This is a genomic window from Cysteiniphilum halobium (assembly GCF_003574425.1).
GTDB classification, from domain to species: Bacteria; Pseudomonadota; Gammaproteobacteria; order Francisellales; family Francisellaceae; genus Caedibacter; species Caedibacter halobius.
On the sequence record NZ_QLIU01000017.1, the window covers coordinates 20000 to 35363 of the forward strand.

13 protein-coding genes are annotated in these 15364 nt (G+C 35.8%); 2 read left to right on the plus strand and 11 right to left on the minus strand.

Annotated elements, in window-relative coordinates:
• Nucleotides 1-155: 155 nt before the first annotated feature.
• Nucleotides 156-7469, plus strand: coding sequence for a MobF family relaxase (gene mobF, locus DNK85_RS04315; protein WP_119328345.1), 7314 nt, complete (start codon nucleotides 156-158; stop codon nucleotides 7467-7469).
• 66 nt (nucleotides 7470-7535) lie between these two features.
• On the opposite strand, the gene DNK85_RS04320 is transcribed toward mobF, so the two are convergent.
• The 5 genes from DNK85_RS04320 to DNK85_RS04340 all read right to left on the minus strand — a co-directional run bounded on the left by DNK85_RS04320 (nucleotide 7536) and on the right by DNK85_RS04340 (nucleotide 11191).
• Nucleotides 7536-7931, minus strand: coding sequence for a hypothetical protein (locus DNK85_RS04320; RefSeq protein WP_119328346.1), 396 nt, complete (start codon nucleotides 7929-7931; stop codon nucleotides 7536-7538).
• Nucleotides 7924-8316, minus strand: coding sequence for a hypothetical protein (locus tag DNK85_RS04325; RefSeq protein ID WP_119328347.1), 393 nt, complete (start codon nucleotides 8314-8316; stop codon nucleotides 7924-7926). Before DNK85_RS04325 ends, DNK85_RS04320 begins: the two co-directional genes overlap by 8 nt.
• 870 nt (nucleotides 8317-9186) lie before the next feature.
• Nucleotides 9187-10368, minus strand: a complete 1182-nt coding sequence (locus DNK85_RS04330) for a transposase (protein ID WP_119328348.1) — start codon at nucleotides 10366-10368, stop codon at nucleotides 9187-9189.
• 149 nt (nucleotides 10369-10517) lie between these two features.
• Complete coding sequence (locus tag DNK85_RS04335) at nucleotides 10518-10820, minus strand: helix-turn-helix domain-containing protein (protein WP_162896522.1); 303 nt, start codon at nucleotides 10818-10820, stop codon at nucleotides 10518-10520.
• On the minus strand, nucleotides 10820-11191 hold the full coding sequence (locus DNK85_RS04340; protein ID WP_119328350.1) for a type II toxin-antitoxin system RelE/ParE family toxin: 372 nt from the start codon (nucleotides 11189-11191) through the stop codon (nucleotides 10820-10822). Before DNK85_RS04340 ends, DNK85_RS04335 begins: the two co-directional genes overlap by 1 nt.
• 86 nt (nucleotides 11192-11277) lie before the next feature.
• On the opposite strand from DNK85_RS04340, the gene DNK85_RS04345 reads away from it, so the two are divergent.
• Nucleotides 11278-11553: a hypothetical protein gene (locus DNK85_RS04345; RefSeq protein WP_119328351.1), complete on the plus strand. Its 276-nt coding sequence runs from the start codon at nucleotides 11278-11280 to the stop codon at nucleotides 11551-11553.
• A 55-nt stretch (nucleotides 11554-11608) separates the two neighbouring features.
• Here DNK85_RS04345 and DNK85_RS04350 read toward each other — a convergent pair whose 3' ends face one another.
• The 6 genes from DNK85_RS04350 to DNK85_RS04375 form a co-directional block, all read right to left on the minus strand.
• Nucleotides 11609-12559: an ArdC family protein gene (locus DNK85_RS04350; RefSeq protein ID WP_162896523.1), complete on the minus strand. Its 951-nt coding sequence runs from the start codon at nucleotides 12557-12559 to the stop codon at nucleotides 11609-11611.
• Nucleotides 12552-12740, minus strand: a complete 189-nt coding sequence (locus tag DNK85_RS04355; protein ID WP_119328353.1) for a hypothetical protein — start codon at nucleotides 12738-12740, stop codon at nucleotides 12552-12554. The genes DNK85_RS04350 and DNK85_RS04355 overlap by 8 nt, the downstream gene beginning before the upstream one ends.
• A gap of 4 nt (nucleotides 12741-12744) precedes the next feature.
• Nucleotides 12745-12963 carry a hypothetical protein gene (locus DNK85_RS04360; protein ID WP_119328354.1) on the minus strand — a complete coding sequence of 73 codons (219 nt, stop codon included), beginning with the start codon at nucleotides 12961-12963 and terminating at the stop codon, nucleotides 12745-12747.
• 256 nt (nucleotides 12964-13219) lie between these two features.
• Entirely contained in the window at nucleotides 13220-14143 is a 924-nt protein-coding gene (locus tag DNK85_RS04365) for a hypothetical protein (RefSeq protein WP_119328355.1), read from the minus strand.
• 129 nt (nucleotides 14144-14272) lie between these two features.
• A complete protein-coding gene (locus DNK85_RS04370; protein WP_119328356.1) occupies nucleotides 14273-15097 on the minus strand; it encodes a PD-(D/E)XK nuclease-like domain-containing protein in 825 nt (274 codons plus the stop codon).
• Entirely contained in the window at nucleotides 15094-15321 is a 228-nt protein-coding gene (locus DNK85_RS04375; protein ID WP_119328357.1) for a hypothetical protein, read from the minus strand. The genes DNK85_RS04370 and DNK85_RS04375 overlap by 4 nt, the downstream gene beginning before the upstream one ends.
• Nucleotides 15322-15364 lie beyond the last annotated feature (43 nt).

A 15364-nucleotide genomic window follows, 5' to 3' on the forward strand; every position in this document is an offset into this window, starting at 1 on the left:
ATTGTTTATTTTTTTTATTTTTTTTGATTTATTTAACAGCGGTTTACCTGTATTAGGCGTTTGTTTTTTCAAATTTTTCAACTTTTTTCACATTTGACACCACTGTCAACCACCACAGATTTATTGATTTTATAAAGATTAATTAGGGGAAATTTATGCTTAAAGCCAAAAAAATGAGTACATCAAGCATGGCTCAATCCATGAATATTGCCAACTATTACAAAGAGGAAGAAAAACATCTTGATGTCAAAGATGTTGAGTTGATGACGAAAGAGCAAGCGCAAAGGCTCGGCATTGATGCATCGAGTATTAAAAATGACTATGGCGATTATGTGATTGCTGAGAATAACAAAGATCGCAGCTTATCTGAATGGGGCGGGGCATTGGCTGAAAAAGCAGGGCTGTTAGGCAAAGAAGTCTCCTCAGAACAACTGGCGCAAGTGTTAGAGGGTCACTTAATGGGGCAAACCGTACAACGAGGTGCTGCTAAAGGGGGACAAGCCAATAGTGTTCGTTGTGCAGGGCATGATATTGTGTTTAGTGCGCCTAAGTCGGTATCAGCCATGGCACTGTTATTTGGTGATTATCGTTTAATGAAAGAACATCAAGCTGCGGTTAAAGATGCCATGACTGAATTTGCGCGATTGGTTCCTGTTATTCGTATTCGCGATAAAGCCACAGGTGAGTTAATGCGTGTTAAAACCGATCAAATACTTTATGCGATGGAAACGCACAAGGTCTCTCGCAATCTTGATCCCCAAATACATACCCATACGTTAGCTATTAATATGGCAATGGACGATGAGGGAAAGTTAAGGGCGATTAATATTGATGATTTTTACGATAAAAAGCTCAATATTTATTTGGGTAAACTCTATCAAGCGAGTTTAAATAAGCGTGTTCGTTTATGTGGTTACAAAACACATGCCACAGGCAATGGTCAATTTAATATTTCAGACATTCCGCAAGCGTTCTTAGATAGTTTTTCAACGCGCAGGCAAGTGATTATTGAGAAAGCTTTTGCCCTTGGTATTACTGATGCCAATACGATTGATAAAATCGCGCAGTATACGCGCAAAAGTAAAGCGTATGTTGAAAAGTCTTATTTGCATGGTTTATGGCAAGATCGCAAAGCGGCATTTGATGGGGTGGGGTTGTATAAAGAGGTCTTGGCACGTTCTCAGGCGATGAATAAGGCAAAAGAAGTAAAAGAGGCAAAGGCTAATCAAAAGAATCAACAGACACAAGTAACAGCAACATCACAAGAAGACAAAAACAAACAACATGCTCATAGCAAGGTATTGTCAGAGCAATCATTAGGTACTACTACTGATAAATCGCACCAAGCAAAAGACGATATGAGTCAAACAACAGGGGAGCGTCAAACAAATCAAAAAAATCAAACCGTTAAAAGTAATGCTGATTACCTCAGCATGACCAACCAAGGCGATGTTGCCACTGCGGTTGTTGAGCTAACGGTGTCACATATGGCACGTTTTCAAACAAGTATGCGTTATCAAGATATTTTAAATAAAGCTCTTGATGATTTTGCGATTGATCAGGCAATGACGGTTGCTGAATTGAAAACTGCTATTGATCAAAAGATACAATCAGGTGAGATTATCCCCTTAGACAAAGCCCATGAAACCTTAACCACTGAACAACAAAAGCAACAGGAGTTGTCTGTTCATGAGTTGCTTAGCAATCAGGTTAAGGGTGCCAAGGTTAATCTTGGGCTGGGAGCCATAAGTACCTTGCCGATTATGAAAGATAATGTGCAAGCGATTATGGGTGTTATGGCAAGCACCAAGCAAGCCAATATGATTCATATGCAAGGTTCGGCTAAAGAAGCAATTAATGCTTTAATTCATTGCGCCCAAGAGGAAAATAAACGTATCAAAGTATTGGCACCGAATCATTATCACGTTGCCGATTTAGCGAGAAATACCCAACAACCGATACGTAAAACCGAAAGTTTATTTGACTGGGTAAAGAACACCTTTTTGTTTAATAAAGATCATGAATATATTGAAACACTGGGCGGGTTTACTTATCGCCATGCTAACGATGCGAAAAGTAATCATAGTCAAAATAGCCAAAGTAACCGCTTGTCTCAGCGTGACATTATCGTGGTTGATCAAGCTGAAAAGCTATCGGTTGAAGATGCTAAGACGTTGTTAGAAATAACGCAAAAGGGCAAGGCTAAGATTATCTTTTTAAATAGAAATGGCGTGCAAAAAGCCAACGGCAATATTACGGAAACGTTAACCACTGGTGGAATTAAGCAATTTAACTGGCACTATCAGGAAAAAAGCACCGTGTCTTTGAATATTCAGGCAGTTAATGAGGTCAATGAAGTTAATGAGGTTAAGTCACAGGGAAATCAATATGGAAATGATACAAGCGGTAAAAATAGCAAAATCAGTAACAACATTAAAAACCTAGATCTTGATCAAGCGCGTATTCATAAAGTCGTCAATACCTATAACGGATTAACCGTAGCAGAGAAAGCTAACACGTTAATTGTCGCAGCAACTAAAAAAGAAGTCAGCGCATTAAATGACGTGGTGCGTGAATCTGTTAAAACACACCATCGATTGCAAGCTGACGATATATTGACGCTGAACATGGAAAAGCGTGTTTACCTAACCCCTGAACAGGCAAAGGTTGCAAAAAACTACGCGCACGTTGAACGGATTGATTTTTTTGTCAAAGGGCAAGAGATGATGTCCTATCGTGTGACAGGAATTGATGCCCGCAACAATGAAGTGAAAACGGCTAAAATTCAACATCCGCTGATAGATTCGATTGAACAGTTTTTTAGTGGTGATAAAGCAAGTAAAGAAAGTAAAGAAACTAAAGAAAGCGCTTTTAATCCTTTAACTAATAGCAATCCCTTCTCCTTAATCACCACAACCCCTATGGAAATTATTAAGGGAGAAAAGTTAATGATTACGCAATCAAAAGCAGATCGTTTAAAAAAAGGGCACAGCTATGTTGTGCATGATTTTGATCGTTCAAATCAAGAGATCAGCTTAATTGATCGACAAGGTGAGGTGATCAAGGTTAAGCAAAGCGAGCTAGAGAAATCAACGCTACAATATGATTATGCCCGCACATTAGACTATGTATCACATCATGAAGATAAGGCAATTATTGCCAGTTTTAAACAATATGCGTTAAGTAAAGAAGTTGCCAGTGAGTTAATGGCAAAAGCCACAGGCAGCGTTGAATTAATTACTGATGATCTGGAAAAAGCACGTAACCGCATACAGCAGGCTAAGGTGCAACCATCTGTGGTGACCGCGATTATTCAGGCACATTTAGATACGACCGTCAAACCGATAACGCAATACGTTAATGCAACAACAAATAAACAATTAATCCATGATTTAAGCCAAGCATTAAGCGCATTAAATATTGAAATGAGTAAGGATAACATCACCAAGTCGGTTGAACATGTCATTGCCGTTTTATCCGACAGGCAGGCAGCATTTGAGCATACTGATTTAGTCAAAGATGCTGTAGCGCATTGTGTGAATGAGTATGAAGAAACGATTGATTTTGGTGATGTTCAGGAAGTATTAAATCAGAAATTCAGTGATGGTGAGATTATTGCATCAAAAGATACGCTCGTATGGACGACTAAAGAAGCCATTGCCCTTGAAAGATCAATTATTGCATCGTGTGAGAATGGCAAAAAGCAAGTGGCACCCTTAGCCAGTGTTGAGCAAACCCAACGTTATCTTGACAATCTCGGTGGTGAGATAACGCAAGGTAGATCACTAACCAAAGGGCAAATTGCTGCGGTTAAATTGATTACTAATACACAAGATCGTTTTGTTGCCGTACAAGGTTATGCAGGGACTGGTAAATCAACGATGTTGCAACAGGCACAAAATATTATTCAGCATGTTGACGAGATTGTGAATCATAATAGTAATACAGATAATGCAAAGGTTGATCATCCTAATGGTGAAAGTAAAGAAAATCAAAAAAGTAAAAATAACGCAGAAAATAATGAGAGTAATGAGAGCAATAAAAATAAAATCAATAAAGTTGAGTTTATTGGTCTGGCACCTACGCATGATGCGGTTAAGGCATTAAGTGATAAAAACATCACCTCGCAAACAGCGCAATCATTGATTTTTCAGCGGTCTAAGGATGTATTAAATGAACTTAAAGCCTTTGATGAAAAGCACAATAGCACCACTGTGTTTACAAGTAATCATCAAAACAAACCTAAAAGCGAACTTGAAAACAAAGTATTTTTGCTTGATGAGTCATCGATGGTCTCTAATAAAGACTTTGCTGACTTTATGCGGATTGTTGAAAAGCATAATGCACGTGCGGTTTTTATTGGTGACATTAAGCAGTTGGAATCTTTAGGTGCGGGTGCGCCTTTTAAATTACTGGTGTTATCTGACAAGATCGATGTGGCAGTGATGAATGAGGTGCAACGTCAACAAGACGGCAAGTATTTAAAAGCGGTTTATGCTGTTGCTAAGAAAAACCCTGAACTGGCATTACAGTTTTTAGATCAGCAACAATCACATGATGAAGTGAAATATCGCCCCAACACTGAATTTAAAACCCCCGAACTTAAATTAAATATTGTGGAATCTGTACCACATAAAATCGATATAAGCCAACTCAACCCTAAAAACAAAGAGGAAATTAAAGTTGCTGAAGCAATTAATATGCTTATTGATGGTGGGGATATAAAAGCACTGGGTGATGATAAGTTTGCCAATAAAGTAAAGTACGCTTATCAATCAATGAAAATTGAAAAAATGCGTGAGGATACAGCTAACGAGCTAGGCAATCGCACGGCTGAATGTCGCGCAAATACCTTAACTGTGCTTGATGCACATAGGGAGCGTGAATATATCACTGCAATGGTAAGGGAGCATGACAAAAAAAACGGTGTTATTGCCGAAGATGAAAAGCAAAATATGGTCATTGATCGCCTTAAAAATCTTAATATCGAAAGTGAAAAGATGAAAGCCATTGCCAGCTATGCGGTTGGTATGGTTTTACAAAAAGGGCAAAGGAACTATTACAATATCAATAAAGTTGATCATGATAATAATTTGCTCGAATTAAAAAACTTAAATACTGGCAAGATTACACACTTTGCCCCTGCGAAAGCCAATCATCGCTTTAATGGTTTGTTTGAAGTCAAACAAAATGAGGTTGCTGTCAATGAAAAGTTGATTATGACGAGAACCGATAAAGACAAGGGTATTTACGCTAAGGACAAGATGCGTGTTGAGTCAATTGACCAAGATAAAGGTTTTGTTACCTTAGTCAATGAGGAAAAAGACAATCAAAAGATTGTGTTAGATAAAAATAATCTGGCAACACTGCATTGGGATTATGCGCTGAATATAACGACAATGGCATCACAAGGGAGTGATAAAAATTTAGTGGTTACTGCTCAAAAATCCACCTCTACTTTAGCTAATATGCGTTCACTTTATGTGACCATCACAAGAGGGGTGCGTCATATAAAAATGTTTACCGATGATCGTGAGGCTTTGTTAAAGCGTGTTAAAAATGACTTTAATAATAAAATTGCCATTCATGCCGTGACAGGTGAAGTCACTTTAACTGAGCATTTTGATCGCTATCAAAAGGAAAAAGCCGAGCAAAAACAGGATAGTTATGCTCAACATCAAGTAGCGACACTGCAAGAAAAGAATAATGATCAACAACAGGTTGGTGATTCATTGCAGGAGTATGACCGCTATACGCAAGCAACGCCAACTTATAATGCGTCTGATATGAAAGATTATGATCAGTATATGGCAGAGTTAAAAGATGATTTTGATGTCTCTGCTTCAAAGTATTATACGGTTAAGCATAGCGAGGATAAAGCTAAAAGTGCTAAGAATGGTACAATAAATACAGTAAATACAATAAAAAGTAAGCATAAAGCTGATAATCAAAATAATCAAAACGTCATCAATCAATATGAAAAAACAGGTAAGGTAAAAAATAATAAGGCTAAAGCCAAAAATGACCATTCAAATAACTATGCCAATACTGTCTTTGCTGAAAAGGTGTATGACCCTAAATACTGTGACACACAAGGGCGTTTTGATATTCGCAAATATGGGGCTGAGGTCTCAGTAGAATTAAAAAAACGAACAGAAGATGTGGCAAGATGGCTGTTAGGTGAAGAAAACAAGGGGCGTTCTAATAATACAGTGCTTGCCTTTGGTCAAGATAGTGCTTCATTGAAAGTAACGTTAACAGGTAAATATCGTGGTTATTATAAAGATTGGTCAAACAATAATGATCGTGGCGACCTAGTTTCATTAATCATGAGAGAGAAAGGATTAAACTACGCTGACGCTGTGGCTGAGGGGGCAAGAATGGTGGCTATGCCAGAAGCGTATGATATTAAGGAAACCAAAAACCATGAAGCGTTAAGCAAGGATATTTCTTATGATGAGCGCAAAAAACAATCGTTTGAACGTGCGGTTAAAGTTTGGAATAAATCACACCCAGTTAAAGGCACCTTAGCAGAAAAATACTTAACACAGCATCGAGGCATTAAGGATTATCAAGGTGCCGATGTTAGATACAATGCCAGTGTTTATTCAAATGAAGTCACAGGTAAATATCAGCCCGCTTTAGTCGTTCAGTTCAAAAATGAAAAAGACGAGCTGACAGGAATTGAATCTATTTACCTTGAGCGTGGTACTGGCAAGAAAATGTCTCATCTTAAAGTGGGTAAAAGAAATTATGGCACGAAAAATGGCAGTGCTGTTTTGATTAGCAAAGGAAATGAGCAATCAAATAATATTAGCTTTTTAGCTGAGGGTGTTGTAACGGCTTTATCTATCAAGCAAGCTTTTAAAGACGTGCATATTTTAGCATCAGGTGGTAAAGATAACTTTGCGAATATCAGCCCTGATACGCTCAAAGATAATATCCTTATCTGTGCTGATAATGATGGGAAAGCATTAATCAAAGACTCTGCCTTAGTGAAAGCCATACAGTTATTTGAAAAAGTAGGTAAACAGGTTAAGGTGGTATTTCCCAATATGATTGATAATAAAAAAACCGACTACAATGACACACTTAAAGATCAAGGTGTTCAGGCAATTTTTGATAAACTTAATCCTGTATATCAAGACTTATTAACGCATGATAAAAACATAAAATCATTGATTGATAAGATGGTATCGCAAGGTGATTTAAAACACCATGACATTGACAATGTGATTAAATATGTCAATAAATCACACGATATAGATATATCATCAATCAAGAAACATATTGATGTACTGCATAAAGATAACTTATCAATCAGTCAAAAAGAGATTGATTCAGTCGCACAATCAATGAAATCACAAGAAAATATCACGGAAAAATGGGAAAAATACAAGCAACAGGACGTTGATATTGTGCCTAATGTGACAAAAAAACAGATCATAAAGGATCAGTTGACTAAGTGATTTATATCAAAAAAATTAGGGTAAATTGCACTAATTATAGAAGTTTAAACCCAACCTGACAGTTGCCTATTTTCCCTTTGCCCCTTTTAATTTTTCAACATCAATTTTACCACTTAAAAGGTCAGCGATATACTCGTCTGATTCTCTCTTGTTTTCCTTCAGTTCAACACCATAGCCTTCATGTTTAGACAATTTAGCATTATAGGTAAAAGCAAACGCTTGTCTAATCAAATGATGGCATTCAATCATTTTCTTGGCAGCATCCTGATAGACTGCTTGCCAGTTTTTCATTTCCTCTTCATCTGACGCATTAAGCTGTGCTTTTTTAACGGCATAACCTATATCAATCAAATCACGAATAAAGTAGGACTCGTTCGTTTCTCCATAAGCAACCATTAATTCACGGATATTTATTAGCTTTTTTTCATCAATTCGTATTTCTTTGGGTATCATCTTAGGCATTATTTTCACCGTCTTTTTGTTCTGAAATCCCTTGTTTTTCATTTTTTTCATCTTTTTCATTCGCTAAAACAGAACTTATTAGCTCTTTCATTGCCATTCTTACCGATTCAAATTCACTTTCAGGCGTTTCAAATTTAGATTTTCTAGCATCAAATAATATGCGATATAGCTGTCTTAAGTAGTGTCTATTTTCAAGTGCTAATGTCGCTGAAATTTCTGCCAATCTTTCTTGCCCTTTGTTTGCATTATTCATCACCGCATCAACACCTTGCTCAAGAAATAATCTATATGCATGTTGTTTTGTCGGTATTGATTTGCTTTCACTTGCGTAATCTTCAATTTTTTTTGCAAGTTCTTCAGGGAGTCTTAAAGTTATTCTGTGCATTTTTCACCCTTTTTTGCGCATGTCATTTGTCGTCTTTGTCATAGTATACAATGACATACGTATAATGTCTATGACATAATATGTATGCTTAAACATATTTTAAAACTATGAATAGATGTCTTTATAATGTCTATACTGAAATAATAGACATTATTTGTCGTCTATTAAAAGCAGTCAAACGTATGTCTATATATTATGTCATTTGTATGTCAAATTGCCATAACACATATAAATAAAGGCTGTACTGCTTTTTACCATTGTTTTAACTGGCATTCTGTATTGGGTTTTGTTTGATTAGAAAGTGAAAGTTTGAAAAATAAATTTTTTCGCTTTATTTTGAATAATTTTATTTCACTGAAACGCTTATAAATACTGAGATTGACGACACCCTTAACCGCAACAAGAACACGATGCACTAACAGTGCGTACTGTGTCTGCTTGCTGAGGGGGAGGGAGTGACTGTTGACAACAGGTTAATATATAGTCAAATTAGTGGGTCATAATTTAGCTTATTATTTATACAAGCCGAACCTATGGCGATTGAATGGACTTTTAACATCATCACAAAAGACAATATAAAAGCGATAGCAAAGACTTTGCTAAAAATGACAATGAATAGAAAATATTTTTAAAAAACACGTGAGAATAAAAAGGAAAAGCAAAAAATAAAAAACCAAGACAAGCTTGGCAGTTTTTTAAAAAATATTTTGAAAATTATTTTATATTTTTTTGCGTGAGTAATTGAAAAAAGTTTTAGATTTTATTTTTCGATTTATCTAAGGAAAAATTAAAACTAAAGATGAAAATAAATAAAAATATTTTTCTTGATTAATTTTAAAATAGTCTACTCAAACAATACTTCGGACACTTTTAAGCAGCTATAGCCCCATAGTTTCTTAATTCGTCAAATATCTGGTTATATTTTTCAGTATCTTTCTTAATTTCTAACTTGCGAAAAATAGCTTCCATATAGTGTTCATTGTATTTAACACGCTTCCAAGAGGCTATAGATATAACTGATTTTTCAAATGAATTTTTGCTCAATGCATCTTCTATTTTTAAGGAATTAAGCGCCATCAGAGATATGTTTAGATGACTATTAATTGCTTTTGAGTTCCTTGCTTGAGAGTCCATCAACCCAGTGTATTGTTTTGCATCACGAATGACAAACTCTATCTGGAATCGTGATTTATAATATTTGATTATCGTAAAAGCATCTAAGCTTAAATCAGTTGAAAACAATAATGCGTAACTTGAATTATCTGCATTAAGTAGCATGACAACATTAATCTTCTTTTTCATATTTGGTGAGTAAACTATTGCATTATATACATTAACATTGCCATCGATTGCACCCTGAAAAGTAAATCGCTCTATTTGATTGAATTTTACTTTCCCGTCATAACTTTTTGGTCTACCAACACCTGTTTGATCGCCATCATAAAGCCATTTTAAATTAGCATCACAACGTAATTTGCCAATCATTTCGAACCCATTATCAAAAAGACGATTAACAAAAACATTTTTTGTATAAAAAGCATCCGCTACAACATATTTTATTTCCAATGTTTTTAGTTGATCAAAAACAGATTCTATATGATCTGCGTACAAATCAGCACGGCTTTTCTTTTCATCGTCAATAGTCTGCTTAGCATCTAGCGCATAAGCAGTATTGGCGTTAACATCAACTATCGATATTAAAGACATTTCCAATCCTTTTTTTGACTCCCCACTAGCACCAGACCAAAACATTGCTAAGCCCTCGGTATGCTTCCCTGATTTCTCAATAAAGCTTGCGTCAATAGCAGCAATTTTATCATGCTTATCTGGGATAATTGAGATCATTAGCATATTGACTTGCATAAATGAGATTCCCTTATTAAACCATCTTGCAATTGTTTTTTCTGATATGCTGCAGTACCGACTGAGGTTTCTATAGTTAGCGTTACCTACGACAGCTATAAAGACGTTAATAATAATGATTAGGAATTTTCTTTGTGGTTTGGATAAGGTTGTAACGTCATTGATTGCTTTGATTAATGATTTATGCATTATTGAATTTGGAAGCGATATTTAACCCTATTAATGGATGCTAGATTACCAAATCTAGTCAAAAGTGTCCGAAGTATTGCTCAAAAATAATGCGTGGACTTTTGCCAATAATTTCGAGAAACTCAAAAATTTTTTAGATTGTTTAAGACTCATGATAAATATTTCAAACCCTTATCATCAACAATATTAATAAGTTTTAATATCGCTCCTTGAGCTTTACGCTGACCCTGTTCAAGACTTTTTACCATAGCAGGGCTAATATTTAAAATTTTTGCAAAGACAGCTTGACTAACATTCTGACGCTCTCTAATTTCTTTTATATCTTCGCCAGTGTATTCGTATAGGTCTGGCGTACTTAATTCTGTTAAATCTCTAAGCGTTTGCTTATCAATTATGCCAGTTGTATATAAATCGTTTGATAAATCATTTATTGTTTCTCTTATCGTATTCATCATATCACCTCAAATAATTTTTTATCTTCAATTAGTTTTTTAATATCACTGTCACTTAATGACAATAATATCCCAGAAATTTTTTTAAAGTCTTTAAGTTCTCTAGTGGTAAAGTTTTCTTTTTCATTTTTGTTAAAGCAATGCACCCAATAACATACTTTTCCATCGCTAAAAACAATAATCGTTCTACTGCTTCCGCTTTTGCCTTTATTGTTTGTTGCTACTCTAAGCTTATACAAATTGCTGCCTAGTGAATATCTCTGTTTACCTATATCATCAAGAGCGCAAAAAAAATCTAGCGTTTCCTTTAGTGAAAAATTACTAATATGTTTTGATTCATTCGCAAACTTTTTTATTTTATAATTTTTCATAGAATGAAGTTTGATAATATATAATACTTGATATTATAATACAATGTATTATGTTTGTCAATATAACAAAATAAGGAATACCAAAAATGCCTATGATCGAAAAACCAAAGTCACCAACTTACACAGCCTTACCTAAAAAAGTTAAAGTGACAGAAGATACTTACCTAAAAGCTATTGAATATTTAGACTGGAATAATTCCCTTGACGGTGAAAAAGATTTAGATTTTTTAATTGATCAAGCATTGCAACTTGTTTTTGATGGTGATCGAGAGTTTAAAAAGTATCTGAAAGAAAATAAAAACACTCACCAGAAAAAATTAACTGAAAATAACAGCGAGCAACTAGTTCAAGAAGGAGCTTAAAAGCTCCAGTATTGTTTTATTTAACACAGTTTTATGAAAACTCTCTTTTATTTTATTAGGCAACCTTTTCTGTGTTGTTATTATCTTCACCAACCGCCTTTAAAATCGCACCAAGCAAATAATTCAAAACTTTGGTGCTTTGCCTTACCGCTTCGTTAAAATCTTCATCAGTCAAATTTGTAAGCCAATTATCAATATAGCTTGCATGATTTTGTAAATCGGTTTTGATGCCAAAGTGTGCGCTTAACATCGCACTGGATAATTCAGCAACTAATTCTTCTTTGGCATAGCTTAACTTACACTTTAAATCGACACTGCGGTTTAATCTTTTTTTGTGCATGGTGCTATGGGCTAACTCATGCAGTAAAACCGCTTTGTAATTCTCTTCACTATCAAAATATTTTGAGGATGGCATTTTGATAATATCTAAACTTGGCATGTAATACGCTTGCCCTTGATCATGCGTGATAATCTCGACATCTTGAGCATCAATAATGGCTTGCAAGTCATCATTAAAAAAAATGGTGTTTTCTGTCTCTGCTAAAGTCGTTTGTGACAAATTAAAAACGGCATAATATTTCGGGCATAATATCGTTGTTTCGTAAGCGTCACCTTTTTTGATCACTCTGTCGCCAGTGTTAAAATCCTCTTTGGCTACTTTTTCCTTATCGTAGCTAGTGAAGAAAAAAACACGGCTTGATTTTTCACCTTTGTTGACACTGCCATTTAACGCTTTGATTTGTTTGAACGTCAACCATTGGTTCGATTTGTAATTGTTTTTGAGTTGTGCCATGTAAAGATTTAGCACATTAACACCACTGTAGAGATTGCCTTTCGCATTTACTGGCAATTTAGCGCAACCCTCACGATGAAAAACATCTTTCCAAGTGGCACCGCCATTTTGAATAATTGCTTTAATACTTTGGGCAATTTCGTTTACAAAGTCGTTGTAGGTTTGTTTATTCCCATTATTGTGTTTATTTTTTATGGTGTTTTGCTTAGTCATGATTAACCCCTCCACAATCTTTACCATCAAATAATGCTTTGCAATTCAACCCACCACATAGAGGACAAATATTTTGCGCAATATCCTCTGCTAAATCTTCCTCATACAGATCATCATTAAATGACGTATTGGCATATATTTCATCAACTGCTAAATCTAAGTTACTGTTAAAAATACGCATCGCTTTACCCTCTTTTAACGTGATTAATCGCTAACACTGCATTGACCACATGCACCGCTTGCTCATGGTTGTTTTTTATTTTTTTTATTCCTTTTATTTCTTGTAAGCGCTTTGGTGTCTTTTTATTGGCAGGTGCGGCTTGGTCTTTCTCAACCGCGCGTACATAGTTAAAAAATTCAAACCATGCGTCATTGTCAGGTTGATTGGTTATTAAGCTTCTCATTGTTCTAACTCCTTTAATTTTAGGTTTGTGTGTGTTCACAACCTTTTTGCAACAAGCCATTTAGAAATGCCTGTCAAGGGCGCGTAGCGTGCCATTTACCCTTGACAGGTATTTCGGGCTTGTTAAAAAAGAAATTAAAACTAGGCTGTCAATCACGTAGTGATTGACTCATTGATAAGATAAAGTGTGATGGTTTGGCACAGATTTTTGAGCAATGCAATTGCGTATAAACTAAGCATTAAATGTTAAATGCACATTAGGCGACAATCGTGTTTGATGGGATATTTTGGGGTTGACTTCCATTGTTCTTAGCTGATTCCTTAGCCTTAATCACTTTACGCATAAGCTGCGCGTGACTTTTGCCGATTAGTACCTGATTATCTAACTTGGCAATATAGGCTTGCTCGATCTCGGAATCTTTGAAAATCTTTTTAACTTTCAGTAGCTCGGCTTGGTACATCTGACAATCTTTGATAATGCTATCGTATGCTTTTAAACTGATGGTTAAATATTTGTTGTCGATGACTTCTAAGCCTGAGCCTAAAACTTCTGTTTTGTAGGTATGTGGCAATGTAAGCTCTGCCGTTTGATCATTGCAGCCTGTAAGGTTAAATTGATTACCAAAATTAAGGCTACCGAAAAGCACCTTGTATTTACCAGTATACGCATAGCCTTTCAGCCTCGAAAAATAGATATGTGCTGCTGTATGCCAAAGTAATTCACGGTTAAATCGGTGATAGTGATAATTAACTAAATTGCTGTCAATGTAACTTGTAATTACACTATTAACCATATTGTGATTGCTCGGTATCTCTTGGATTTCACTATCACCTAATTTTTTAATGGCTCGCATTAAATCCTCTTTAAGCACCGAATCTTGTAACGTCTTAACAAATTTAATCATGTATTTGTCATGATAATATTTTGCTATATCTGCATGATAGATTTGATCAACAGTATCAAAGTAGTTAGCAATATCTTTTCGCGATTCGTTGACTTCTTTATTGATGCGCTCTTTTTCTTTCTTTGTCATGCCGTTAGTATTGATATTACGCAATAGTGACAACTTAAAAGCATCACAGTACGGTTGCCTTTTCTTGTAACCGCATATACCACTACAATGTAAATTACGGTTGTTAATGGTTATTTCTGCTCGATTTGCTTTGTTTTTGAATAACATGGTTTGAATCCTCTTAAATTTTGTCTATGGTTAAGGTGTGTACTTGGGTTGATAAATAGACAGAGGCGTTTTATATCGATTTTCCTATCAAGTACACAACCTTTTTATTTTTATTAATTGCCTAACTATCTAAGCCACTAACTCGATCAAGTTCCCGCCATTGTAAGGCACGTTAAAATTGCCCCTTTCCCTTGTCTTAACAAAGATTTCTAACGCTTGGGTATACTTCCCCCTGCCCTGTTCGATTAAACCCTGTGATAGCTTATAAACGCCATAGTTGAATGGGGGGTTAGTTTCAATCGCAATAAAATAAAAATCAAAGTCTTTACCGTTTTTACCAGTGGCTTGCTTGAATCCATCAACGTAAAAGCTTGCTGATAGGTCATAATGGTATTTTCTGGTGGTAAAGCTAAAATTAATATCATCCGCCAAGCTTGAGGTGGTCTTTAAGTCAACTATATAGCCCTGCTCAAGATTGATATAATCCGCTCGCGCCTTACAATTTACCTTGCTTGCTTCATCTATCCAAAAAACCGATTGTTCAGCAACACCTTTATTTAGCAGCGTCCTGACTAACTCATTTTTTGCTAGATTGTGGCGCATTGTCTGCGCTTGCAAAAAATCATCGGTACTGACAAGCTGCCTTGCGCCTACCGTTTCGATTAACTCCTGATAATCCGCTTTGCCTTGCTTGGTGTTACGCTTGGGAATATCGGCAACCACGTATTCATCATCAAAGGTCTTAGGCTCCAGTACCAACGAATGAAACAGTGTACCAAACTTCATCGCGGGCGTTGGCTCCATTTGATTTTGACGTTTGTAATTGTAAAGCCAAGGACTGATCAGCAAGTCTTTACAGTTGCTGGATGAAATAGGGTCGCTTGCGTGGTAGTCTTCATTGCTTAGGTTGTTGATGATTTTGTTTAATGGGTAGATTTTTTTAATATTACTCATGCTAAGAATCCTCCCATGTTACTCACGTCACGCTTTAAATACGGCAATATCGATACAACCGTATCCTTTTTGCTGTCATTGCCATTTTTAAGGACGCTGACGCTGTTTTTAGCGTCTTTCTTGATGTTGTGCCTATCCCACTTGATAACGCTGATTGTACGCGATTTAAGACTGCTTTGTTTTGCGGTGATATTTTTGCTTTTGATTTTTGATCTAAAAAACATGATGACTTGCTCCCTGTGCCTGTAGCACACGTTAAAAATTTCA